This window comes from Marinobacter excellens LAMA 842 (genome assembly GCF_001574445.1).
Lineage (GTDB): Bacteria > Pseudomonadota > Gammaproteobacteria > Pseudomonadales > Oleiphilaceae > Marinobacter > Marinobacter shengliensis.
The window spans coordinates 1-23,079 of the sequence record NZ_LOCO01000020.1; the positions used below are offsets into that span (position 1 = coordinate 1).

At 56.2% G+C, this 23,079-nt stretch carries 31 protein-coding genes; 14 read left to right on the forward strand and 17 right to left on the reverse strand.

Translation table 11 applies throughout. The annotated features are described in order from the left end of the window. Position 1: 1 nt before the first annotated feature. The 5 genes from J122_RS21230 to mtgA all read left to right on the forward strand — a co-directional run bounded on the left by J122_RS21230 (position 2) and on the right by mtgA (position 3,725). On the forward strand, positions 2–100 hold the full coding sequence (locus J122_RS21230) for an SEC-C metal-binding domain-containing protein (RefSeq protein ID WP_082780610.1): 99 nt from the start codon (positions 2–4) through the stop codon (positions 98–100). Positions 101–128: 28 nt separating this feature from the next. Beyond that, positions 129–560 (forward strand): DUF3010 family protein, encoded by a 432-nt coding sequence (locus J122_RS15050; RefSeq protein ID WP_061333044.1) that lies wholly within the window; start codon positions 129–131, stop codon positions 558–560. 36 nt (positions 561–596) lie between these two features. Continuing rightward, positions 597–1,055 (forward strand): DUF4112 domain-containing protein, encoded by a 459-nt coding sequence (locus J122_RS15055; protein ID WP_058092216.1) that lies wholly within the window; start codon positions 597–599, stop codon positions 1,053–1,055. Between the two features lie 127 nt (positions 1,056–1,182). Next, complete coding sequence (locus J122_RS15060; protein WP_058092215.1) at positions 1,183–2,922, forward strand: N-acyl-D-amino-acid deacylase family protein; 1,740 nt, start codon at positions 1,183–1,185, stop codon at positions 2,920–2,922. Positions 2,923–3,029: 107 nt separating this feature from the next. Continuing rightward, positions 3,030–3,725 (forward strand): monofunctional biosynthetic peptidoglycan transglycosylase, encoded by a 696-nt coding sequence (gene mtgA / locus J122_RS15065; RefSeq protein ID WP_061333045.1) that lies wholly within the window; start codon positions 3,030–3,032, stop codon positions 3,723–3,725. Positions 3,726–3,767: 42 nt separating this feature from the next. On the opposite strand, the gene J122_RS15070 is transcribed toward mtgA, so the two are convergent. The 5 genes from J122_RS15070 to J122_RS15090 form a co-directional block, all read right to left on the reverse strand. Then, positions 3,768–4,988: a PQQ-binding-like beta-propeller repeat protein gene (locus J122_RS15070; RefSeq protein WP_061333046.1), complete on the reverse strand. Its 1,221-nt coding sequence runs from the start codon at positions 4,986–4,988 to the stop codon at positions 3,768–3,770. A gap of 197 nt (positions 4,989–5,185) precedes the next feature. Then, on the reverse strand, positions 5,186–5,389 hold the full coding sequence (locus J122_RS15075; RefSeq protein ID WP_061333047.1) for a DUF3185 family protein: 204 nt from the start codon (positions 5,387–5,389) through the stop codon (positions 5,186–5,188). A 78-nt stretch (positions 5,390–5,467) separates the two neighbouring features. Next, positions 5,468–5,875, reverse strand: coding sequence for a PaaI family thioesterase (locus tag J122_RS15080; protein WP_061333048.1), 408 nt, complete (start codon positions 5,873–5,875; stop codon positions 5,468–5,470). Between the two features lie 28 nt (positions 5,876–5,903). Next, positions 5,904–6,359, reverse strand: a complete 456-nt coding sequence (locus J122_RS15085; RefSeq protein WP_061333049.1) for a hotdog fold domain-containing protein — start codon at positions 6,357–6,359, stop codon at positions 5,904–5,906. 76 nt (positions 6,360–6,435) lie between these two features. Next, positions 6,436–7,050 carry a TetR/AcrR family transcriptional regulator gene (locus J122_RS15090; RefSeq protein ID WP_061333050.1) on the reverse strand — a complete coding sequence of 205 codons (615 nt, stop codon included), beginning with the start codon at positions 7,048–7,050 and terminating at the stop codon, positions 6,436–6,438. A 98-nt stretch (positions 7,051–7,148) separates the two neighbouring features. Here J122_RS15090 and J122_RS15095 point away from each other — a divergent pair, with 98 nt between their 5' ends. Further along, complete coding sequence (locus J122_RS15095; RefSeq protein WP_061333051.1) at positions 7,149–7,541, forward strand: DUF2784 domain-containing protein; 393 nt, start codon at positions 7,149–7,151, stop codon at positions 7,539–7,541. A gap of 8 nt (positions 7,542–7,549) precedes the next feature. On the opposite strand, the gene thpR is transcribed toward J122_RS15095, so the two are convergent. After that, positions 7,550–8,086 (reverse strand): RNA 2',3'-cyclic phosphodiesterase, encoded by a 537-nt coding sequence (thpR, locus tag J122_RS15100; RefSeq protein ID WP_061333052.1) that lies wholly within the window; start codon positions 8,084–8,086, stop codon positions 7,550–7,552. Between the two features lie 7 nt (positions 8,087–8,093). Beyond that, the gene (locus J122_RS15105) at positions 8,094–8,306 is read right to left on the reverse strand and encodes a hypothetical protein (RefSeq protein WP_061333053.1); all 213 of its coding nucleotides are present in this window, start codon (positions 8,304–8,306) and stop codon (positions 8,094–8,096) included. A gap of 283 nt (positions 8,307–8,589) precedes the next feature. On the opposite strand from J122_RS15105, the gene J122_RS15110 reads away from it, so the two are divergent. Continuing rightward, positions 8,590–9,492 (forward strand): hypothetical protein, encoded by a 903-nt coding sequence (locus tag J122_RS15110; RefSeq protein WP_061333054.1) that lies wholly within the window; start codon positions 8,590–8,592, stop codon positions 9,490–9,492. A gap of 11 nt (positions 9,493–9,503) precedes the next feature. Here the strand turns inward: J122_RS15110 and J122_RS15115 are convergent, their stop codons facing one another. Continuing rightward, positions 9,504–10,349, reverse strand: coding sequence for a DUF72 domain-containing protein (locus J122_RS15115; RefSeq protein WP_061333055.1), 846 nt, complete (start codon positions 10,347–10,349; stop codon positions 9,504–9,506). 170 nt (positions 10,350–10,519) lie between these two features. Beyond that, entirely contained in the window at positions 10,520–10,933 is a 414-nt protein-coding gene (gene arfB, locus J122_RS15120) for an alternative ribosome rescue aminoacyl-tRNA hydrolase ArfB (protein ID WP_058092204.1), read from the reverse strand. Between the two features lie 71 nt (positions 10,934–11,004). Here arfB and J122_RS15125 point away from each other — a divergent pair, with 71 nt between their 5' ends. Next, entirely contained in the window at positions 11,005–11,697 is a 693-nt protein-coding gene (locus J122_RS15125) for an NAD(P)H-binding protein (protein WP_058092203.1), read from the forward strand. Here J122_RS15125 and J122_RS15130 read toward each other — a convergent pair. Further along, a complete protein-coding gene (locus J122_RS15130; protein WP_058092202.1) occupies positions 11,679–12,278 on the reverse strand; it encodes a sterol desaturase family protein in 600 nt (199 codons plus the stop codon). The two genes, J122_RS15125 and J122_RS15130, sit on opposite strands and share 19 nt — an antisense overlap. A gap of 98 nt (positions 12,279–12,376) precedes the next feature. Between J122_RS15130 and J122_RS15135 the strand changes: the two genes are divergently transcribed. Continuing rightward, positions 12,377–14,107: a BamA/TamA family outer membrane protein gene (locus tag J122_RS15135; protein WP_227510232.1), complete on the forward strand. Its 1,731-nt coding sequence runs from the start codon at positions 12,377–12,379 to the stop codon at positions 14,105–14,107. Positions 14,108–14,112: 5 nt separating this feature from the next. On the opposite strand, the gene J122_RS15140 is transcribed toward J122_RS15135, so the two are convergent. The 3 genes from J122_RS15140 to J122_RS15150 form a co-directional block, all read right to left on the reverse strand. Next, positions 14,113–14,892, reverse strand: a complete 780-nt coding sequence (locus J122_RS15140; RefSeq protein ID WP_061333056.1) for a substrate-binding periplasmic protein — start codon at positions 14,890–14,892, stop codon at positions 14,113–14,115. Positions 14,893–15,115: 223 nt separating this feature from the next. Beyond that, complete coding sequence (locus tag J122_RS15145) at positions 15,116–15,820, reverse strand: PspA/IM30 family protein (RefSeq protein WP_061333057.1); 705 nt, start codon at positions 15,818–15,820, stop codon at positions 15,116–15,118. Between the two features lie 4 nt (positions 15,821–15,824). Further along, complete coding sequence (locus tag J122_RS15150) at positions 15,825–16,094, reverse strand: YiaA/YiaB family inner membrane protein (protein ID WP_058092198.1); 270 nt, start codon at positions 16,092–16,094, stop codon at positions 15,825–15,827. Between the two features lie 154 nt (positions 16,095–16,248). Here J122_RS15150 and J122_RS15155 point away from each other — a divergent pair, with 154 nt between their 5' ends. Next, entirely contained in the window at positions 16,249–17,016 is a 768-nt protein-coding gene (locus J122_RS15155) for a helix-turn-helix domain-containing protein (RefSeq protein ID WP_061333058.1), read from the forward strand. Positions 17,017–17,048: 32 nt separating this feature from the next. Here J122_RS15155 and J122_RS15160 read toward each other — a convergent pair whose 3' ends face one another. Then, a complete protein-coding gene (locus tag J122_RS15160) occupies positions 17,049–17,987 on the reverse strand; it encodes a sensor domain-containing diguanylate cyclase (RefSeq protein WP_058092196.1) in 939 nt (312 codons plus the stop codon). A 243-nt stretch (positions 17,988–18,230) separates the two neighbouring features. Between J122_RS15160 and J122_RS15165 the strand changes: the two genes are divergently transcribed. From J122_RS15165 to yeiP, 4 genes are all read left to right on the forward strand, one after another. Next, positions 18,231–18,683 (forward strand): hypothetical protein, encoded by a 453-nt coding sequence (locus J122_RS15165; RefSeq protein WP_227510233.1) that lies wholly within the window; start codon positions 18,231–18,233, stop codon positions 18,681–18,683. Between the two features lie 129 nt (positions 18,684–18,812). Beyond that, complete coding sequence (locus J122_RS15170) at positions 18,813–19,511, forward strand: crotonase/enoyl-CoA hydratase family protein (RefSeq protein ID WP_061333059.1); 699 nt, start codon at positions 18,813–18,815, stop codon at positions 19,509–19,511. Positions 19,512–19,619: 108 nt separating this feature from the next. Then, positions 19,620–20,117: an acyl-CoA thioesterase gene (locus J122_RS15175; protein WP_058092193.1), complete on the forward strand. Its 498-nt coding sequence runs from the start codon at positions 19,620–19,622 to the stop codon at positions 20,115–20,117. A gap of 74 nt (positions 20,118–20,191) precedes the next feature. Further along, complete coding sequence (yeiP, locus tag J122_RS15180) at positions 20,192–20,758, forward strand: elongation factor P-like protein YeiP (RefSeq protein WP_058092192.1); 567 nt, start codon at positions 20,192–20,194, stop codon at positions 20,756–20,758. Between the two features lie 8 nt (positions 20,759–20,766). On the opposite strand, the gene J122_RS15185 is transcribed toward yeiP, so the two are convergent. From J122_RS15185 to J122_RS15195, 3 genes are read right to left on the reverse strand one after another with little or no spacing between them, the layout of a single operon-like run. Then, positions 20,767–21,471, reverse strand: a complete 705-nt coding sequence (locus tag J122_RS15185; RefSeq protein ID WP_058092191.1) for a pseudouridine synthase — start codon at positions 21,469–21,471, stop codon at positions 20,767–20,769. Next, positions 21,468–22,256 (reverse strand): spermidine synthase, encoded by a 789-nt coding sequence (locus J122_RS15190; protein ID WP_061333060.1) that lies wholly within the window; start codon positions 22,254–22,256, stop codon positions 21,468–21,470. The genes J122_RS15185 and J122_RS15190 overlap by 4 nt, the downstream gene beginning before the upstream one ends. Further along, a complete protein-coding gene (locus J122_RS15195; RefSeq protein WP_058092230.1) occupies positions 22,256–22,969 on the reverse strand; it encodes a lytic transglycosylase domain-containing protein in 714 nt (237 codons plus the stop codon). The genes J122_RS15190 and J122_RS15195 overlap by 1 nt, the downstream gene beginning before the upstream one ends. Positions 22,970–23,079: the final 110 nt, after the last annotated feature.

The window sequence follows — 23,079 nt, forward strand, 5'->3', positions numbered from 1 at the left end:
TGTGAACAAGGTTGCGACGGTCGTCACCACGAAAACGCCGTCTCGTAACGACCCGTGCAGTTGCGGTAGTGGCTTGAAGTTCAAAAAGTGCTGTGGCTGAAGGTGCGGCGAGCAAAGAGAGCAATATTATGATTATTTGTGGCGTTGAACTTACCGCGAGCGACGCAGTGCTGTGTTTGCTGAAACTGGATCGGGGGCTGATCAGCTTGCCGGAATGCAAGGTGCGCAAGCTATCGCTGGTTAAAAACCACACCCGCGAAGACCTGAAGCAGTTCCAGGCGGCGTTCGCGGAACTGATGGCAGAGCACGAGGTAACCCGTGTCGCGATCAAGGAGCGCATGCCCAAAGGCAAGTTTGCCGGCGGAGCCATCAGCTTCAAACTGGAGGCGACGATACAGCTGATTGCCGACCCGGATCTGGATGTCAGGTTGCTGCCTCCTGCTCTGATCAAATCTACGCTGGCCGCCAACCCGCTGCCCATTCATTTTGACGCGACCGGTTTGAAAGCCTTCCAGGAAACCGCCTTCACCGCAGCCTATGTTGGATTGATGGCGAAGTAATGGGGCGTTATCCGCAGAACGGCGTTTGGAGTGAGCATGGCGAAGCAACCCACTGAAGCCCAGCAGCGGGCTACGTTGAAGCGGCTGGATAGGTTCAGCCGTTTGATGGACAGCAGCATTGGCATTCCCTTTACCCGCTTCAAGTTTGGCGTCGAAGCCGTGATTGGGCTGGTGCCGGTGGTGGGAGACTTCGTAGGCTTGGTGTTGTCGAGTTATGTCCTGATCGAAGCGCATCGGGTTGGCGCAAGCAAATCCGTAAAGCGACGCATGCGGCGCAATATGATTATCGATTTTGTGGGTGGTTTGTTACCGGTGGTGGGGGATGCTTTCGATGCCATCTACAAAGCCAATACCCGTAACACCGCATTACTGAGAACGTACCTGGAGCAACAGTTGGCCGTTGAGCCAACACCACCGCCATTCCCCTGGAAGACGCTGATAGGGTTGTCGATTCTGCTCGCGCTGTTTACCGGCGGGTTGACGTTGATACTCTGAGACCTGTTTTGCGGCGATAATCGTCCGCGCTTGAGCTATCCTGATTAGTCTCAGGCCAGACACTGCATCGCATTTGATTCTGGCCAATGCCCTGATAATAACAACACCAGTGAAAGGGAACACCGCTATGGCTCACTACGACTTCATTATTGAAGGTGGCCGCTATTTCGATGGCACCGGCGCCCCGTCTTCCATCCGCAATCTGGCGATCAAGGATGGCCGAGTTGCCAGGGTCACTGATGAGGCCGTCGATCATGCTGAGGCGGATCGCGTGATTGATGCCTCGGGCAAATGGGTGACGCCGGGGTTTCTGGATACCCACACTCATTATGATGCCGAGCTTCTCGTAAGCCCCAGCTTGTCTGAATCCGTGCGCCATGGTGTAACCACCGTGCTGGTGGGCAGCTGTTCCCTGAGCATGATCTGCAGTGAGTATGAGGACGCTTCCGACATTTTCACCCGGGTGGAAACCGTGCCCCGGGAACGGGTGCTGCCGATTCTGAAGGAACACAAAACCTGGTCTACCCCCAAACAATGGGTGGAACATGTCAAACAGGTGCCGTTGGGGCCAAACGTGATCAGTTTTCTGGGGCACAGTGACCTGCGGGTAGGGGTGATGGGACTCAGCCGGGCCACTGACCTGGCGATTCAGCCCACCGAAGAAGAAATGCAAACCATGGAAAGGTTACTCAAAGAGGCCCTGGATGAAGGCTTCCTGGGGCTCTCCACCATGTGCCTGAAATGGGACAAGGTGGATGGCGACCGGGAATGGTCCAAGAGCCTGCCCAGCACCTACGCCAAATGGAAAGAGGTGGCGCGCCTGAACAAGCTGGTGCGCCAGTATAACCGGGTGCATCAGGGCGCTCCGAATGCCGCCACGCCGCTACAGATTCTGCAGTACGTGCGCGAATGCCTGGGCTGGTTGCGCCGTCCCCTGAAGACCACACTGATCAGTCAAATGGATCTTAAAGGCAGTGCCTACCTCACCAACCTGACCCGGCTAACCTCTGTGTTTACCAATGCGTTACGGGGGGATTTCCGCTGGCAGGTGCTGCCCACGCCGTTCACGGTGTATGCAGACGGCATCGATGTGGTGTTTTTTGAGGAATTCGGTGCCGGCGAAATGGCCCTGGACCTGAAAGACGCGGTTGAGCGCAACCAGCTCCTGAAAGACGAAGCGTACCGGCGTAAGTTCCGTAAGTTCTATGGCGAAAAACTAAGCCCGAGGGTGTGGCAGCGAGACTTTGGTGACGCCATGATCATCGACTGCCCGGACCAATCCCTGATCGGCAAGAACTTCGAGGAAGTGGCCAAAGCCCGGGGTGTGCACGTGGTGGACCTGTTCCTGGACCTGGTCGTGGAGTTCGGTAAGAAAATTCGCTGGTACACCACCGTGGGTAACCATCGGAAACAGGTGCTCAAGCGGATCGTCAAAGACCCCCGCTCGCTCATTACCTTCAGCGACGCCGGCGCTCATATCCGCAATATGGCGTTCTACAACCTGCCGCTGCGCATGCTGAAGCTGGTGCACGAATCCATTGAGGAAGGCGACCCGATCATGACCATGGAGCAGGCCGTTCATCGCCTGACCGGAGACCAGGCCGACTGGTTTGGCATCGAGGCCGGGAAAATCCGGGAGGGAGACAGGGCCGACGTGGTGGTGCTGGACCCGTCAGGATTTAACCAGAACTTGGAGCAGGTGCACTGGGGTGACATGGAGAATTTCGACCTTCAACGACTGGTTAACCGTAATCCCGGTATCGTGAAAACTGTGATTATCAACGGCAAGCTGGCGGTGGATGACGAACAGCTGGCTCCCGCGTTAGGGCGGGAGATGGGTTATGGACGGTTTATTGCTGCTTGTTGAGCTTAACGCGGCCTTTCCAGATGGTAACCGCCAAAGCCTGTCGTGTCGGCTAACATGTACGGCCTGTTTGTTCGTGTTCAGCCAATGGCGGTGGGTAGGTTCTGGTTATGGCCAAGAGGTCTTTTGTTCGCACATCTTTGCGTCTGGTGGCGATCGCGCTCGGTGTCGTTATCGCACTGCTGTTGCTGGCTATTCTGCTGTTCCGCTTTGTGAACCCTCCCACGTCGGCGTTTATGCTGGCGTATCAACTCGATAACCCGCCCCGGCCGTTACGGCATGAGTGGGTGCCGCTGTCGGATATTTCTCCGTGGATGCCGCTGGCAGTGGTGGCCAGTGAAGATCAACGGTTCCCCCATCATCGTGGCGTGGATGTGGATGCTATCCGCAAGGCTGTGTCGGAGTACAAGGCGGGGGAGGGGCTGCGGGGCGCGAGCACAATCACCCAGCAAACTGCCAAGAATCTGTTTCTCTGGAACGGGCGCAGCTTTGCCCGCAAGGCCATTGAAGCGGGCCTGGCCGTGACCATCGACGGCCTCTGGCCCAAGCGCAGAGTGCTTGAGGTGTATCTGAATATCGCGGAATTCGGCCCGGGCATCTACGGTGTGGAAGCGGCCAGCCAGGCCTATTTCGGCAAGCCGGCACGTTATCTTTCCCAGGCCCAGGCTGCACGCCTGGCCGCTGTTTTACCAAACCCGAAGGTTCTGAGTGTGAACTCTCCGTCGGCCTATGTGCAGGAACGGGTCGACTGGATTCAACGGCAAATGGCCCAGCTTTCCGGGCTGCGGTATCTTGAGGGGCTGTAATAGCCGGCTGCATCGCAGTCGGCTAATCAGTCCCTGCAATTTTTACCGGTCCAGGTACTGTGACAGGTGGAGTGCAAAGCTGCCATTGTTCTCTGCACTATAGCCGGCGTAAAGCTTGTTGCCATCAATGGCAACGCTGCCGGTGGTAATCTGCACGCTACGGTCTACTTTTGATTCCGCCACGCGGCTGCCGTCGCTTTCGTACTTGGCGTTGAAACCACCGCCAACCACAAACAGGTCAGACCCTTTCAAGGCGGCATCTTTAATGATCCCGTTGCGCGATGTTTTATTCCAGACGGTCCTGCCGGCACTGTCGAGTTTAACGATACGGTGACCATCAGAGTTGGAAGACGTCAGCAGCAGGTCGCCACGATAGTCCTCGAACACCAGGGCTGGCCCGGGCAAGCCGTAACTCTTGTAAGCCGCGCCGAAGGTTCTGGTCCACAGCTTGTCGCCGGCCGGCGTGTAGCGGGAAATGCGGGCGCCGCCGTTGTCTGCCAGCAGGTTGGTCGCCACGATGTCGCCGTTCATGGTGAAGATGACTTCGCCGGCCGGGTACTCACCGGTTACACCGGTTTGCTGCCAAACTTGCTCTCCGTTTGCGTTGAACAGGCTGACAGCCTGGCCGCTGGCAACGACGAAATTACCGTTGGCACTGGCGGTTACCGAGTGCGCGGTATGCTCCGGATGCTCGACGCCTAGAAGAGGCGTGCCTTCCAGATTGAATACCTGGGTGTTGGGCCCGGTTACGTAAAGCTTGTCATTGCTGAGACTCAACGCGCGCATTTCGCTGCTGTCACTGAGCTTATAGCGCCAGCGTTCGTTGCCATTCGCATCAGCACTGATCAGCCAGGCACCAGCGGACGACGTATTTTCATCGAGAACCTTGAACTGATTGGCGAGGATGTACACGTTGTCCTGGCCATCAATAACCATGGCAAGGGCGCTGTCGTCACTGCGGTAGTCACCGGTGGCCAGATCGAAATCGACCGCCCAGAGCCGTTGGCCGTTATCGGAGTAACGGACAAGCAGAATATCCTGAGCTCGATTAGCCAGACCGGTGCGAATGGTCGTGCCTGCGACCATGACATCACCGTAGCTGTTGACCGAAAGATCTTCCAGCCAGGTCAGGCGATCAGCTTCCACGTTGGCTTTGTGGTTATACAGGGCGGTCCACTCGGGCTTGATGGTTGCGGTACAGGCGGCGATCAGAACGAGGGAGAACAGAAGGGTAAGGGTTTTCTTTCGTGCAATAGTGCGCATAGAACAACACTCCGTTGTATCAATAGATTTCCATGGGTTACTGCGCTCACGGAAGCGGTGTTGTTCTTGGATTGGCTCGGTAAGCAGGCGTCGAAAGTCTATTGAAGGGAATTAGGTAATACACACTAGGTTGCTCGGCACTGCTGGCGACAATGCCGGTGGGGAGTCAGGAGCGGCGTTCCCAGTCGGGAATCTCGCTATTTTTTCACAAACGTCAGAAACACGCCCGCTGCGGTTGCTGCTGCACCACCGATCAGATACCACATGGTTTCATCCGTGAAGCGACCGGTCAGCGCTTCGGTAACCTGATTGCCAACAGCCTGGCTGGACTGATAGCCAAAGTAGAGCAGGACAACGCCTACCACCAATAACACGACACCGACCAGTTTTGAACTTCCCATTGCAGTTTCCCCGCTGACATTCTAATGAATTGTTCATGGCGACCTATTAGTCAACTAGGAGTATAGATACGCCGGGCGTCAGCTCGCCACCCTGGTAATGGTACCTTGAGCCACGGCGACCATCCTCTCTTCGCCGTTGTCCGTTGCGACGATCTCGCACTGGCACACAGCCTGGCGCTTGCCAGAGGAGAGTACCCGAGCCCTGGCGATTAATCGTTCCCCAATAGCAGGGCGAAGGTAGTTGATCTTGTATTCGGAGGTGACTGAATCCCCCAAAACCGAACCTCCGGCATAGGTCAGTGCATTATCAGCGAGGTAGCTGACCACTCCGCCGTGGACAAAACCGTGCTGTTGCTTGAGCTCTTCTTTCACGATCAGGCTCAGTTCCGCTTTGCCAGGCTCAAATGCTTTCAACTCTGTGCCCAATAGTACGCTGAACGGTTGTTGGGCCAGGATCTGTTTGCCAAATTCGAAAAGCTCCCCCATGGCGGGTTCCTCCTGTGCGGTGCGCCGGTTAGCGGGTATGTTTGATGTTCATATCGATCAGGGCATGAAACACCTCCTGGCCAGAGGTATCCGTCACAGAGACAGGCACCCTGACAGTCCCCTCCTCAGACCAGTCGAGGCTGGAGCCATCAGCGGTAGCGGTGAGGTCCGTTTTGGCCTTCTTGAGATATTTGACGGTCATGCCAGAGGGAATCCAGCGTGCCCCCTTGGGAACTGAGGCGTCGGTGAGCAACCCGCCGGCCAGTTCCGCCATGTTGCACATGGCAATCGCATGAACGGTTTTCAGGTGATTGGTGACCTTTCGGCGTTTTTTCATGGTGACCACGCAGCGGCCCGGGGCTAGAGTCTCTACCGTTGGTGAGATGCTGGAGAAGTACGGCGCGGTCTGGCAGACCGCACGACTGAACAGGGTTTTGCCCATGGGCAGACGGCTAAGCCGGTTGTAGAGGCTGACAACATTCATAATGCATTCTCCTGCGCTAGAAAAGGGCGGTCAGGAGATAGTGCCAATATTTGGAATTTATTTCTAGAATAATATTCTAGCTTTTTGAAAGAACTCTCCAGGCGGCCTCTGCAAAGAGCATGGCGTGTTCCGACGGCGGCGTTGGTACGCGCCCGGCCAGCCAGGCCCGACAGTAGTTCTCAGCCTGCCCAAGAAGTAGGGAGGCATAGGTTTCCCGTGGCAGAGATCGAATGTCGCCCTGGCTTTGACCCTCGGCCAGCCAACGGTGAATCACACTGTATTGCTCACGGTTCCTTTGCGTCAGTTCCTCTCGGTAGGGGCCTGCTGCCACACTGGCCCGCGCCAGAAACATGAAGCGAGCGAGTTCCGGTTCGTTGGTAACCCAGTCCATATAACGGGTAACCAGCGCTTCAATAACCTGTCGAGTGGTACCTGCGGCTTCTATCTCTGGCCATACGTTTGCCCTGTGATCGTCCAGGGCCGTGAAAAACAGCGCTGCGGCCAGGCCCTCTTTGTTGTGAAAATGGTGGTACAGGGTGCCAACACTGGCCCCGGAACGCTGGCGGATGATATCAATGGTGGTGGATTCAAGGCCGTGCTCAAGAAAGCAGGTCAGCGCGCAGCGAAGTATATGGCGTTTGTTGGCTTTGCGGGCACCGGGTAAAACACGGTCAAAAGCGTCCAGCGGCATGGGGTTCTCATGTCATGGTATTTAGAAGGTTATTCTAGAGAAATCTTCTGCCGGTTGTCGCGGTTTGTGGGGCGGGTTCGGTGCTGAGGGAGGTGTTTATGAACGCTCAGTGGTTTCAGATACTTGCAGACTTGTTGCTAGTGTTTCACACCCTGTTGGTTGTGTTTGTCATCTTTGGTCTGGTGGCTACCCTGGTCGGTTACTTTCGCCAGTGGAATTGGGTTCGAAATCTCTGGTTCCGGCTGAGCCATCTTGTGGTTATTGGTATTGTCGTGCTTCAGGCCTGGCTTGGCGTGCTGTGCCCGCTGACGATCTGGGAAATGGAATTGCGTGCAAAGGCCGGGCAGGGTGGTTATGAGGGCTCGTTCATTCAGCACTGGCTGGAAACCATTCTGTACTACAACGCGCCGGACTGGGTTTTTATTCTGGTCTATACCCTGTTTGGGACGTTGGTTGTGGCAAGCTGGTTTCTGGTAAAGCCCCGACGCTGAAAGCAGTATCAGGGTTGCAAGGTAAACCGCTCAGTAACGGTATAAACGGAGCCTCCCGGCCCAGGTGTGCTCTTATAAAGTACGAAGTCTTGAACCGGCATCAATCCAAACAGGGTGCCTTGGTGGCTTTCAAACAGCGAGGCCACCGAACCCGCCGGATGTCGAAAACGGCTAAGCGTGATATGCGGTTTGAAGCTCGGGTTTTCGAGTGTGAACCCGTTGTCGGTCAACGCGGTTGCCAGATTTTTCTGGAGCTCTCTGAGTTCATTCTCCGGAGATACGCCCGCCCAGAGGATCTTGGGTTTTTCCGGAGAACCGAAACACCCCAGCCCCTGCACATTAAGCTCAAAGGGCGATTGGGTAACTCCCCTGGCTAGGTCACAGGCCAGGGCCACCTTCTGCTCTTCCACCTGGCCGAGGAAGGCCAGGGTCAGGTGCAGTTGCCCGCGGCTTTGCCAACGGGCTCCCGCCACTTGTGTTTTGACTTGCAGGAGGCTCGTCTTGATGGCCTCGGGAATCTCAAGCCCGAAAAACAGCCTTGGCATAACGCGTTCAGTAACAGGAGTTGGGGGAAGTGTCCGGATTAATCTCGCCGGCCACTTCCTCCGGGTCAATGCCGTGACTGACCAGTACCTCCCGGACGAAGTTCACCTGCGCCAGAATGCGGTCGGCGTCGTCGCCGTATTCGTAGCGGTTGATCTCGACCGGCTGGGGCATGAAGGTGAACGCGGTTTTCAATGCCGTCAGGGTGTCTTCGTCAGTCATCAGTATCCTCCAGAGTGAGGCGGCTCCAATTGGAGCTGCTTTGGTTCATCGCGTTTGTAATCAGTTATATGAGCGGACTTCAGTGTCCTGTTGTTGGCTGCAGCACGTCAACCCGGAATATTTAACTACCCATACATGCAGACGGCGGGAATGGACAATGTCTCACGCGTGCACGGGGCGATATTGGACACAGATCAAGGACATGATCTGTTAGGGTGCCGGGCCTTGGACAGATCAGCTTGCTGGTCATCATTTCTGGAAAGCAAATTAAGGACTTCCTGCTGTGCAAACTCACGATGAAAGTAATTCCTACCAACCCGTTTCTGTTTCACCGCGCAAAGTAAAAGCGGGGCCGCCACTGAACTGGATTTCAGGGTCTATAAAACTGCTCCGTGACAACTGGGGCGTGATTCTGCCGGCATACCTGCTGGTGATTGTTGCGCCAGTGCTGATTCAGCTGGTTTCGTTCGAGCTGATGTTTCGAGGCAGTCTTATTACGATGGTTCTGATCGTTTCTGCGATCGCGGTTCTGACACTGGTACTGAACGCCGGGATGATCGCCGTTTTTCACTCTGCAGCTGAAGGGCGTCCTCGATTCACCAGTTTGTTTGCTGCGTTTGGGGGGCACAGTATCGTTCACCTTGTGCTTATGTTGCTGATGATGGCTTTGGTCGCCTTGGCTATGGCATTGGTGGGTTACTGGATTGTGGGTACAGCAGATCTTGAGCGTGCGCTTTTCGGCACCGGCTACTACGGTGACGCCATGAGTTTCGGCTTGGGAACCCAAAACTTCATGTTGCGTGCCCTGTTCGTGTTCCTCTCGGTGGTGGCGGCTGTGACCCTGTTCGCTGCGCTCTTCTGCTATGTCGTGCCGTTGATCGTGATTGCTCGTGAAGGCGTCTTTGCGGCGATTAGTCACAGTTTTCGGGCGAGTTTCAAGAACCTGTTCGTGCTGATTTTCTTCGCCGTGAATGTGATGGCGCTGAGCCAGCTCTTTTTCTTCCCCCTGTTCACGATCAGTGCGTCAACGGCATCAATGAGTTTCTGGGTGGTGGCGATGATTCTTGCGGCCATAGTTTGGGGGGCAGTGCTTACCGGTGCTTATTACCTCTCGTTCCGGGATGTGCTGCTGGCGGATGAGCCACCCCTTGGTGAGCCGGCTCTGGACACTGCGGTAGCTGCGTAGTCGGCGTTTGGTCAGAACAGCCCGATTTGCGGCGTTGCAACGTGTACTGGCAGAGGCTCCAGCTCCGGAAGCTTTTCCCGCAGAAGCTCCGTCCAGAGTGAGGCCAGTGCCACTGCGTGGCCGTTGTCGGGCATGTGCATGAAGACATAGGGCTGAATTCCGTCTTTGATCCAGGCTGCGACTCGCTGCACCCAAGGTGCAAGAAACGCCCGGTTGGCCTCCAGGTCTGGATGCCCGATGTAGCGAATCACCGGCGGTGCGTTGCTGGGGAGGATGTGCACCGGAACCCTGGGCTTCTTGCGCTGGGCATCGACGGTTGATTCGCAGTCGGGAGTTGCCGAGAACAGCGCCCGGCTATCCAGTGCCACCCGGGCGAGCTTGCGGGCCCGCAAACCCTGATTCAGGGCCCGCTCCTCCTCACCTTTGGCGAAGAACGCCGGGTGCCGGACTTCCACCGTCCAGTCCAGATAGTCTGGTGCTGTGTCCAGAAAACGCCAGAGTTGGTCCAACCTCTCCGGGCCGAAGCCTGCGGGTAGCTGCAGCAACATGGGGCCAAGCACACCGTTCAGCGGCTCAATCAGCGACAGAAAGGCGTCCAGTTCATCGCCAGCGCCGTTCAGGAAGCGTTCGTGGGTGATGGTTCTTGGAAGTTTGAACAGAAATCGAAAGTTGTCCGGAACTTGCTGCCGCCATAGCCGGCACTGTTCACGGCTGGGGCTGGCGTAAAAGGTGGTGTTGCCCTCAACGGTGTTGAATATCCGGGCGTATCGCTCCAGGGGGGTGCCGCCGGGGGGCAGTTGGTTGTTCCAGTTCGGATCTTGCCATTGAGGGCAGCCAAGAAAGTAGGGCAATGCCATCGCTCTTCCGTTGCTGTGCTGTGGATAAATTGATCACTTAAAGCGGGCGGATGAACCGGTTGATCAAATAACCTACGCATTCCACCAGCCCTTGTGGTTAAAGGGTTTGCACTGCCTATCCTTTCGTTCCTAACAAAGTTATCCACAGATGTTGTGGGTAAAACAGACCGTCAAAGCTGAACTTTTCCCCTGAGTGCCTTGGTTTTGCCCTTTTTCGTTTTACTGTCCACTCGCCGCCTTTGCGACCCCTTGGTAGGCTTGGTTGGGCGCCGGGCCTTTTGTTGCTTTACCGCTTCCTGAATGAGCTCTTTCAGTCGCTCCAGGGCATCCTCCTTGTTTAGTTCAAGAGTCCGGAAAGACTGGGCTTTGATCACGATGATGCCGTCTTTGCTGATGCGCTGATCTGACAACGCCATCAGCCGTTCCTTGTAAAACGGTGGCAGGCTGGAGTTAAGGATGTCGAACCGCAGGTGAACGGCGGATGCCACCTTGTTGACGTTTTGCCCGCCAGCGCCTTGCGCGCGTATCTGAGTGATCTCAATTTCCCAGTCTGCCAGTTCAACGGCATTGGAGATTTTCAGCATGGGTTTCCATTTAACTGCACATAGTGGATTCTGGTGTTACGGTGAGCCTAATCAATTTTCAGGGGTGTGTCATGAACGTTCTGGTATTGGGAGCCACAGGCCTGACCGGTCGCCTGGTGGTCGAAAAGTTGCTGAAGCGCTCCGGGGTAACATCCGTGGTGGTGCCGGTGCGCCGTTCGCTGGGTATTGATAGCCCGAAGCTGGTGGAGCATGTGGTCGACTTTGAGGCGCTGGAGTCCCGCGCTGATATCTTCAAGGTTGATGCCCTGGTCTGCTGTCTGGGCACCACCATCAAGAAGGCGGGCTCGCAGGAAGCATTCCGTAAGGTGGATTACGAGTACGCATACAGGGCGGCCAAATTGGCCAAGGCGGGGGGCGTGAACAGGCTTATCCTGATGTCTGCCATTGGTGCCTCCTCCCGGTCTACGGTTTTCTACAGCCGGGTGAAAGGTGAGCTGGAGGATGCGGTGCGGGGGCTTGGGTTTGATTACCTTTCCATTTATCACCCAAGCCTGTTGCTGGGAGACCGAAAGGAGCATCGTACCGGCGAAGCCATCGGCATGGCGGTTATGCCGTTAGCCAACCGCGCCTTGATTGGCCCGCTACAAAAGTATCGGGCCATTGAGGCCGAGACGGTTGCCGAGGCGATGGTGAATGACCTCATGGAATCCGATAATGGCAAAGGCGCCCGCCCCGTGGTTGTGGTCTGGGAGTACGATGACATCCGTAGCTTGGCCCGGGGCATTCAGGCCAGCTGTCCTTGATTGAGCCTTTCAAAGCTTTTCGGTAAGAGTCTGCGACAGGCCTGGTTCAGGGGCTTTTCAATGGCTTTAGGCAGACGCAGGCCCAGCGGGTTGGTCTCGGCATCGTCTTGATTGGCAATTACCCGGGTGCCCATGATGTAGTCGAACCAGGGGCGGGTGACGCACCAGTTGGCATCCTGGTTAGTGTTCATGTGATGGTCGTAGTGCCAGGGAATCGCTTTTTTGCCCCACTCAGGCTCAAGGTGTGAGCGCCGGTGCACGTAGAAATAACGAGCAGCAGCATAGTAGGTGCCCAGGGTGAAAAACGGCGCTACCGGCATGGCCAGCGATGTGATCGCCGTGAGCTTAAGCAGAGACACAACTTCATCCCGCGTGCGCCAGTTGCTCAGGCCTTCCGCGTAACCGTCATCCTGATAATCGGTGGTGCGCACGATTTTGTGGTGCTGCCAGTGGCTCTTCATGGACTTGGGAATCGGGCTGTGGCGAGGCTGCCCCGGCCGGGGCGTGCCATGCAGAATGTATTTGTGGGCATACCACTCGAAGCCGTTGGCAAAGATCAGGGCGATGGGAAAACCAATCATGGTCTGGCCTCTTTTAGTGATTGTTGTTCTATCCTGTCATAGCCTTGGATGAAACCTTTTATTAATTTGCGCCAGGTTGGCGGCTTCATTGGCGGAATATGACAGTTCGATCGGGTGGAAAGACAGCGATGGTGTGCCGGAACAGTCTGTTGGTGTCCGGCATGGTTCTGTCAGGGGCTGTGTTGGGGGCAGAACCTACCGAAGAGCCGTGTGTTGTCAGCAATGTTCAGCCGGCGATGATTGATCTGGACAAGCCTCGAGATCAATTGGCGCGGCAGAGTGATCTGGTCATTCCTCCCGGTGCCACAATTGGCAGTATTCGGGTTATTCAGCGCCCCATTTTCGATACCACTGATCCGGATCAGGACAATTTCCTGTATCGAGCCCTCAATACTCTCAACACACCGACCTGGGAGTCGGCCCTTCGTTCCCAGTTGGTGTTTGTTGAGGGCGACACCTACAACCCCGGGTTGCTGGAAGAGTCCGAGCGGGTCTTGCGGCAGCGGGAATATCTGACAGCGGCCTGGGTGGGGGTTACCCGCCTTTGTGGCGACGAGGTAGAGGTGAGTGTTCTGGCCCGGGATACCTGGACGCTGCTTCCGACCTTGGGTATTACAAGGTCCGGTGGTGACAATACCACCAATGCCGGTATCTCCGACCCCAACTTTCTGGGCTCGGGCAAGAGCCTGGGTATTTCCTACACCAAGGACCCGGACCGCTCCGAAACCAGTGTGTTTGTGGACGATCCCAATGTTGCCGGCTCTCATTGGCAGGCGGGCTTTTCCTACGATGACCGCAGTGACGGGCGGGGGCGGAGCGCCTATCTGGAACGGCCGTTTTTCAGCGAGCGCACCAACTGGCGCTTTGGCGTGGCTGGCGTGGACGATGTCCGGGAGGAGTCCCGTTACGTGGGGGCGCAAGCCATTGCCGATTATCGCCGCATCCGCGAATATTTCAGTATTGACGGCGGCTGGCGCCTGGCCGAACGCAATGAGCGGCAACTTCGGTTGTTGGCGGGGTATCGCTACGAGGCGTTCGGGTTTCAGTCATTGCCCGACCAGCCGGCTCTGGATGTGTTGCCGGATGATCGAACCCTGAGCTATCCATGGATTGGTTTTGATTACCGCCAGAACCGCTTTCGCGAGATGACCAATCTGACTCGTTTACAGCGGGTCGAAGACGTTCGGGATGGTTTTGTGTGGCGCACGGAATTTGGCTATTCAGGCACCGGGTTGGGGGCCACGGAAGACCGGATCGTCCTGAACATGAGTTTTCAGGACTCCTTGCTGGCGACGGAAACCAACTACGCCAGCTATGGTCTGGAGCAGAGTGGCACGTATCGGCTTGACGAAGACCGCGTGGAGAATCTCCTGGGCACCCTCAGCCTGGAGTACTTTCACGGTGGATCGGTTCGCTGGACCGGCTGGTACACGAGTCTTGCCTTTACCGCTGCTCGCAACCTGACCGCCGACCAACAACTGTTGATCGGAGGTGAAAACGGGCTGCGTGGCTATCCCAGCGAATATCAGCAAGGGGACCGCAGGGTTTTGTGGACACTCGAGCGCCGGTACTTCCCCGACTGGCATCCATTCAAGTTGTTTCGGATGGGCGGGGTGGTGTTTGTTGATGCTGGCCGCGCCTGGTTTGCTGACGGTCAGAGTAACGGGCCGGACGGCGGTGTGCTGAGGGATATAGGGGTTGGCCTGAGGCTGGCATCCAGCAGGGTTGAAGTACAGCGAATGCTGCACTTTGATCTGGCGTTTCCCCTGGATGGGGATGACAGCATTGATGCCTTACAGGTGTTGCTGCGGGGGAGGAGCCGGTTCTGAGTGCATTACTGATCTTGTCTCAGCTGCATGCTGTATTGGGGATTCTTGAAGTAACGGTCATAGCGGCCATCATCCCGGAAGGCCTGAAGTCTTTGATTGAAGCGTTTTGCCAGTTGCGGGGTGTCTGGTCGTGTTTTTGGGAATAAAACGAAACTTTCGTTCTCGAGAAGGGAGCGGGGGTGGTGGGTGATACGGCTGGATTCCTCAGGGTCAAGTTCACGGCGCAGAATGTGATAGCCCACGTTGATCTCTTCGGGGAACGCATCGATGCGGTCGAACAAGAGCCTGCGGAAATTCAGCACGGTACTGGCTACCCATTCAATATTGAGTAAATCATCCTCTACGGCTTGATCAAAAGCCGAACCGTAACTGTAGCCAATACTGCCCCCGAGCCTGAGGTCAGACAGGTCTTCCACCGTGGACCAACTGATTGGCTGGCTTTTGAGGTGAAAAACCACAAATCTCTCTTTAAGGACCGGATCGCTGAACGTGAAGTCCTGCTCACGTTCTTCCGCATGCATCCACACCGCTGTGGCATCGTGTTTACCCGTTGCAGCCTCATAGTAGGCTCGTTTCCAGGGGAGGAAGTGGTAGGAGACCGTAAAGCCTTCCTCGGCAAACACATCCCGCAGCAATTGGGCGACAATCCCCTGATCGGATGCCTCCTGATCAAAATACGGCGGCCAGTCACCAACCGCTATGCTCAGGTGTTGTGTATCATCTGCGGTGACTGCCTCAATCCATGTAAACAGCGATACCAGCAGCATGGTCAGGTATCGTTTCATCTCTAGGCTCCGGGAGTTGCCCGCGAATAAGCCATCGGCCGGGGAGCAGGCGATTATCTATGAAAATAGCAGCCTTTTTCGGGGTTTCCCAGTTTTAATCTGCGCCTTCCGCGAAGGGTCCTTTGGCGGGCAAAGCAGTGGCCTCGAATCTCTCTTGGAGGTCAGCTATAAGCAGAGGTAATAGACTCTTGCTTATAGCTGCATCTAGCTTGGGTGATGTGCGCTATTCGCTGCAGTCTGCGGATGACCGCGAACGAATCCTGGCAAGGACCTGTTCGCCACTGCTCTGTCCGTTGCTGATGCCAGCTGCTTTCAGTTTCGAATCCAGGGAGTCGTTCTCCTGTTCCCGGTCCAGCTCTGTCAACGCCGCCTCGATATCTTCCGCTTCGGCCTGTCTTGCCTGAATGCGGGATACGGACTGGTTGAGGTCTTCCATATGACTGCTCAGCCCCCGGGCGTGTCCGCGGAGTTGGCGGTTAACCTGCTCGGCGTGGCGGTTGGCCCTGGCCAGCCGGAGTTCACTGTGGAAATGCTTGAGCGCCCGGCCAGAGTCTCGCAGCTGTTTGCGCAATCGGTTTTCCTGCTGCTGCAGTTTGTCGTGCTGCTGTTGCTGACGTTCAAGAAGTGGTTCATCTTCTGCGATCAGGTTGGCCAGTTCCAGCGCCAGCTCTTCCTCGTTCTTTTTCAGCGCTTCGGTTACCTGATGCTCCCGTTTGTCGAGGGTTGCCCTGAGGTGTTCGTTGTCCTTGGCCAGCCGGGTTTTTTCCGACATCAGGCAGGCGAGCTCCCGCTTGGAGCGGGCGATGGCCTGTTCGGCATCGCGCAGCTCCTGTTCGAATATCTGGATACCGTTGGCATCCACCAGTTTTGCTACCGGCTCCTGGGCCGATGCCCGGAACAGGGTGTCCAATTTGCGCCAGATGCTCATGGTGTTACTCCCCGTATTCTTTCAGCAGTTGATGGGTGCGTGCCTCGGAGATGCGGTTGACGATGCGCTGGTGCTCGTGCTCGTCGCGGATGGTTTTGGAGAGCGTGATGGTGGTGCTGACCAGAAACAGGGCGCTGATAGCCATGTAGCCCTTGAGCACCAGATCCACCGGTGCCAACACTACACCGGCGGCAGCTGCAAAGAGTGCGATAGCAAAGGAAACCTTCACAAAGAATACCCACCCGGCGGAATTGCTTTTGAGTTCGCTGTCCATGATTAACTCCTGATGACGTTGTTGTTGGAACGGCTTCACTGTGCGTGAACCAGGGAAGGCGGGCGAGGTTTTCTATAAAGGTAGTGCTGCCCTATACATCAGGTATCGTATATTGATACGTTTGGCTGGATGGCTGGTAAGAAAGGGGACGGTTATGGCGCAAACTAGCGCGATTGTCAGTGAATTGAAACGCCAGCTCAGGGCGCACGGGCTGACCTATCAGGATGTGGCGCAGGCGCTGGCTCTGTCAGAGGCCAGTGTGAAACGGTTGTTTTCAGACCGCCAGTTCTCTTTGAAGCGCCTGGACCAGATATGCGGGCTGATGGGGATGGAAATCACCGATCTGGTCCGCAAGCTGGTCCCCGAGCCCCGGGTTGAACAGCTGAGCGAAGAACAGGAACGGGAGCTGGTGTCTGACTTGCGCCTGTTGCTGGTGGCGGTGTGTGCCATGAACCGCTGGCAGTTTGGCGAGATACTCCAGAACTATCAGATAGAGGAGCCGGAGTTAATCCGCTATCTGGCCCGGCTTGATCGCATGGGGCTGGTGGAGCTGTTGCCCGGTAACCGAATCAAGTTACTGGTCAGCCACGACTTCGCCTGGCAACCCCGGGGGCCAATCCAGCGGTTTTTTGAAACGGAAGTTCAGCAGGATTTCCTGAAATGTCGATTCCATCAGCCGGGTGAGATACGGCTGTTTGTAAGCGGTATGCTGTCGCCCCAATCGAACGAATCTGTGCAACAGAAACTGAAACGTCTGGCCCTTGAGTTTCGTCATTGCCATGAGGAAGACCTGGCTCTGCCATTAGAACAGCGTTTCGGAGTCAGCTTGCTGATGGCCATGCGGCCGTGGGAGATTGACGCCTTCGCAAGCCTCCGGCGGCCAGAGGCGAGGAAGGCGTATCCCGGTGTTACACGGAATTAGACACTGACTCCTCCCTTGGTGGAGTGGTGGCCTCAGGCTGCCACGATGCGGTTCCTGCCTTGGTGTTTCGCCTCGTACAGGCGCTGATCCACAAGCCCCAGAAAGTCAGTGAGTGAATCATTTCTCGCTGGTGTGATTGTGCCAACGCCGATGCTCAGCGTGACCAGCTGGCTTGCGCTATTGCCACCATGGGCAATCTGTTCTCGTAGCAGATGTTGGTGGCACCGTTCGGCAATTTTCAGTGCTGCTTCAGGGTTGGTTTCCGGCAGAACGATGACAAACTCTTCGCCACCAAAACGGGCAACAAAGTCCTTTGAACGCGTTGCTGCACCCATGAGTACTTTGGCTATGCGTTTTAGGCACTCATCACCTTGCAAGTGTCCATGAAGATCGTTGTATTGCTTGAAGTTATCGATATCCAAAAGGAGCACCGAGAGCGGCTGCTGGTTTCTCACGGCATTATGCCAGGTCTCATCCAGGAATGAATCAAACATTCGGCGATTCGCTACGCCGGTGAGGCCATCCTGAAAAGAATATTCCTCAAGCTTTTTCTGCAGAGCCACGACTTTCTCTTCGGTTTTTTTGCGCTCACTGATGTCGAACATGAAACCGATCAGCGCCTCGACCTCTCCATGGTCATCTCGGGAAACATGCACCACATCCCTAATCCAGACGTAGTGACCGTCTTTGTGCAGTGCCCGATAGTCAGCTTCGTGATCGATGCCGGACTTGGATTGAGCGACACAGAAATCCACGACCCAGCCCTGATCATCCGGGTGCATGCGGGTGGCCCAATCTTCCACGCTCTGCCAGCTTTCCGGTGTCCAACCAAGTAACGCCTCAATCTGAGGGCCAATGTAGGCGAACTTCATGGTTTTCCAGTCGATCTTCCAGGGAATGGCCCTGGTAGATTCCAGCAGGGTTTTGTAAACCGAGCTGTCGGTGGCCGGTTCTTCAGATTTGTTTTTCACGACCGTACCTCCAGCCTTGGCTACTCGGGGTGAAGTCTTCGGTGGATGGATTCGCGAGCATGGGATATGTCGCAGTATAGGGCATTGGCGCCTGGAAGGAAGCTACTCGTCGATGGATAAAGTTTGACCCGTTCATTTTGCGGTCACATTGCCAAAGCCCCCGGGCTTATTGGGCTCAGGCGAGGTATCCTTGGCCTACGCACAAAGTTATCCACAGATTCTGTGCGTAACCTTGGGTGATGCATGACGAGGCCGCTTGGGGTAGGCTGCGTGCATGCCTATTACCCGGCGTTGTCGCCCCATAAACGGAAAGTGTTAATGAAGTTCCCCATTGTTACGGTTGCCATGGTGTCTGTTGCCCTCGTCTATGTGTTCTGGGGCCAGACCCAGGAATCCTCTGATCCGACCGATCCCGCACGCTTTGCCAATCTTCAGACCAGTCCTGCCAAAAGCAGTGAGGTGGTGGACTGGGCGATCACCCAGATTCCCGCGTTGTGCGCACAGGCGGTGGGAGAGCCTGCGGGCAGTGACGCCATCCAGGACTGCGAAAAGCGAGCGCAATCCCGAACGTCTACGTGCCGCCGCGCTGTGTACGATAACTTCCCGGACCGGGTGACCTCCGAGGCGATGTTCCGGGATGTCTCTATCTCCATGATGAATTGCCTGGTGCCGCAGGGCAGTATTGTCCGGCCATGACTGTTGGTGCGGGGCGGTAGCATGGGGATGATCAGGTCTTTACCTGATGCCGCAGATCGCCCACAATCTTGGGATTCTGTTGTTAACAAACACTCACTTTAATAAAACGCAGTAAATGAGGACGCACAGGTGACTGAACTCGTAAGCTACGAACTGAACGACGGCATTGCCACCATCAGCCTGAATAACGGCAAAGCCAATGCCCTGAGCCACGATGTGTTTGCTGGGCTGAATGCCGCTCTGGACCAGGCCGAGCAGGATAAGGCTATTGTGATTCTGACAGGTCAGCCTGGCATGTTTTCAGGCGGCTACGACCTGAAAGAAATGCAGAAGGGCCCGAAAGAAGCGATGGCGCTGGTGAAGGTGGGCTCAACCTTGACCCGTCGCCTGGCCGCGTTCCCGCTGCCGGTGATTGGTGCGTGCAGTGGCCATGCTATCGCCAAGGGCGCGTTTATCCTGTTGTCTGTGGATTACCGCATTGGCGTAGAGGGCGGTTTCAAGCTGGGCCTGAACGAAGTGGCCATTGGTATGACCATGCACCACGCTGGTATCGAGATCGCCCGCCACCGTATGCCGGCGCCGTATTTCTACCGTTCGGTGGTGAATGCCGAGATCTTTAACCCGGAAGGCGCCGTTGCGGCTGGTTTCCTGGATGAGGTGGTGGCTCCTGAACAACTGATGGAGCGAGCCGTAGCGGTTGCGTCCCAGATGAAGCAGCTTAACCTGAACGCCCACAAGCAAACCAAGCTGAAAGTGAAGGCGGATTACCTGGCGCTGCTGGACCGTTGCTTCGAGCAGGATGCTGCTCACTTTGATCTGATGGGTTAACCCGAGCTCACCTTTTTCTGGAACTGGCTGGCAGGTTTGAATCTGAACAGCCAGGCCAGAAGAGGTCTCGCAGAGTTTGTGGGTAAACACGAGAGGGGGTTGAGTGAAATGTCTGAAAAACCGGGCAAGCCGGTGGCGGCATCCGCCATCGACAAGCATGTTTACAAGGTTTTCCCCAATGATATGAACTCACACAACACGGTGTTTGGCGGCATGATCATGGCCAAGTGTGATCGTCTGGCACTGGTGGTGGCAGAGCGCCACTCGGCCCATGTTTGTGTGACTGCTGCGGTGGATTCGATCCACTTCCGGGCACCTGCCAAGGGGAACGACACGCTGTTATTTAATCTGTCGCTGAACCGTAGCTGGGGCTCGTCTATGGAGATCGGTGCCCGTGTGGAGGCAGAGAACAGTTATACCGGCGAAACCCGCCACATCCTCTCCGCTTTTTTTACCTTTGTGGCCCTGGACAAGAATGACCGGCCTGTTGAAGTGCCACCGGTGATTCCGGAAACCAAAGACCAGATTCGTCGTTACGAGAAAGCCGAGATTCGCCGGGAAGGGCGGCTGAGAACGCGAGACGAGCTTTCAAAGGCAAATGGCTGAGAGACTATCGCTTATTGATTCCAGTCATGGTATATCAGCGCCACAGAAAACCTTTTTTATCGGAACCGGATGTTATGCCTAAAGCGAGTGAGATCAAGAAGAACCAGGCCGTTGAGTATGACGGCCGCGTCTATTTTGTGAAGGATATCGAGCGCTCGGTACCTCAGGGCCGTGCTGGCGGCAGCTTGTACCGTATGCGCATGTACGATGTGGTGACTAACCAGAAGCTGGACGAGACCTTTAAAGACTCTGACATGCTGAATCTGGCGGATCTGGTGCGTCGTCCGGTTATGTTCTCCTACGCCGATGGCGACGAGTACGTGTTCATGGATAACGAAGACTTCACCCAGTACATGCTGAACAAAAGCGCCATTGAAGACGAGCTGTTGTTCATCACCGAGGATACCCAGGGCGTGATGGCGATTCTGGTCAGCGAGACTCCGGTCGCCATTGACCTGCCGCCTACGGTTGAGCTGACTATCGAAGAAACCGACCCATCCATCAAGGGCGGTTCCGCGACAGCCCGCACCAAGCCGGCTCGCCTGACTACCGGCCTGGTGGTTCAGGTGCCTGAGCACATCTCTACCGGCGATCGCATCAAGGTGAATGTGGAAGAGCGTAAGTTCCTCAGCCGCGCTTGATGTTTTGATCAGCTCCGTCCGCCGACGGAGCTGATTTCGTCACCGCTGAGGTGACGATACCCACCAACAGGAAGTTCCGGGTCCAGTGCCAGACTGCCCATGCTTTCCCTGTGCAGTGATGTGATCCGATTGCCGACTGCGTGGAACATGCGCTTTACCTGGTGATATCGCCCTTCAAAGATGGTTACCCGAGCCTCACAGTCATTCAGTTGCTCCAACTGGGCGGGGGAGGTTGTCAACTGTTCGTACTCAAACCAGATTCCCTCGGCAAAGCGCGTGGCCGTTTCCGGGCTGATGGGTGACGCGGTTGTGACCCGGTACGTTTTCGGTAGTTTGATGTCAGGCTCGGTGAGCCGGCGGGACCATAGCCCGTCACTGCTCAGAATCAGAAGCCCGGTGCTGGCCCGGTCCAGGCGGCCGCCGATGTGCAGGTGCTCTCGTATGTTCGGTGCAATCAGTTCCATAACCGTGGGGTGTTGGTCATCCTTGGTGGCGCTCAGGTAACCGGCGGGTTTGTGGAGCATCAGGTAATAAGCGGGTTCGGCTTGCTGGATGATGTTCTGGTCAATTCTGACTTCCTGAAACCGGGAAACCTCTTCTGCGCCGTCCTGGCACCTCTGGCCGTCCACGCTCACCCGGCCAGAAGCCAGAAGTTGATTGGCCTGGCGACGACTGACACCGTTCTGGTTACTGATAATACGGGAGAGCTTCATGGCTCGCTTGGGGTAACGGCCGGCACCAGCCGGCTCAGCTTCTTGATCAGTTTGCGCCAGCCAATGGGCAGGCGCTCTTCCAGTACATTCAATCGGAGCTTGTCCAGGGACCAGGGGTCAAAATCCTGTTTGCGCCCGTAGATCACCCAGTTGTTGGTCCGGCTTTTGAACACCAGCAGCAGGGGAAACTGCCGCGTGAGTTCCCGCAGCAGATTGCCGTCCGGCTCCGGCATTCGGTGGTAGTTAAGAACCAACCAGCCGGTAGAGGATAATGCCCTGCTGCAGGCTTTTATAAACTGCCGCTGGCTTTGCGCCGGGCTCATACGGTCAGCACTGTACAGGTCTGTCAGAATCATATCCGTGCTGGCTACGGGTAGCTGGTCGACGGCCAGACGGGCATCGGCAATATGCACCCTTAGCCGTTCTGATTCGGGCAGTGCAAACCACTCCTTTGCAATCTCCGCAACCTTTCGCCTGAGTTCATATACCTCAATGGTGCTGTCCGGCAGCAGCGTGAACAGGCCGTGTGTGAGTACACCACCACCAAGGCCCAGAACGGTTACCCGGCTGGGTGAGGCAAAAGCGATTGGCAGCAGCATGGCTCGGTTGTATTCATGCACGGGAACATTGGGGGCTGTCCGCAGGATCTTGCTTTGCTCAAACACCGAATCGAAGCTCAGAATCCGATGCTTACGGTCATCGATCACCAGAATGTTGCCATGGGGGTCACTTGCCACATGAACAATGTCGCCCTTGATGTCAGGGCGCTTGATCACCGTGCCCATCAGTTGCTGGCGTAGCGCTGGTGCAGAATACCTACCCGTTCAACGTAGGCCTTGGTTTCCGCGTAGGGGGGAATGCCATTGAAGCGGCCGACGGCGCCGGGGCCGGCGTTGTAGGCGGCAGTCGCCAGGCGGATATCACCATTGAAACGCTTGAGCATGCGGGCGAGGTAATCGACCCCGCCACGTATATTGTCTTCAATGGCAAATGGGTCTCTCACGCCCAGTTCATCTGCGGTGCCGGGCATCAACTGCATCAGGCCCTGGGCGCCGACTGGCGACACAGCCTTCGGGTTGAACGCAGATTCGGCATGGATAACCGCCCGAACCAGGGCCGGGTCGACATCAAACTCTTGAGCGGCTGTCAGTATTTCATCCCGGAATGGGGTCAGGAACAGGGGGGTTCTGTACCAATCCACCTTGGAGCCCGGATCGCAGGCGTAGCAATGGAAACGGATAACTTCAACGTCTTCCGTACCGGGGCGTTGACTGCTGTAGGCTACCACGCCGTGCTCATCGGTGTAGCGGTACACCGTCTGGTTGCGTGTGGAGGCGCGGGGCTGGTTTGGGCTTTTCACGTTGGTGAATTCCACCCGGCCATCCGGGTGCACAATGCGCTGGATGCTGTCGGCATGGGCGGTGCCCGCTGCCAGAACGAGTCCGATAGCAAAGGCGACCGTTGTTCTGGCCAGTAGAGAGATACCGCTTAAATTCATCAAAGACCCGGTGCGTTGATTCTGCATAACAATCCACCGCTATTATCGCGGTAGACGCCCGCACATGTGTAGGACTTTCGTACCTTGATGATACCGATTGTTCATGCGGT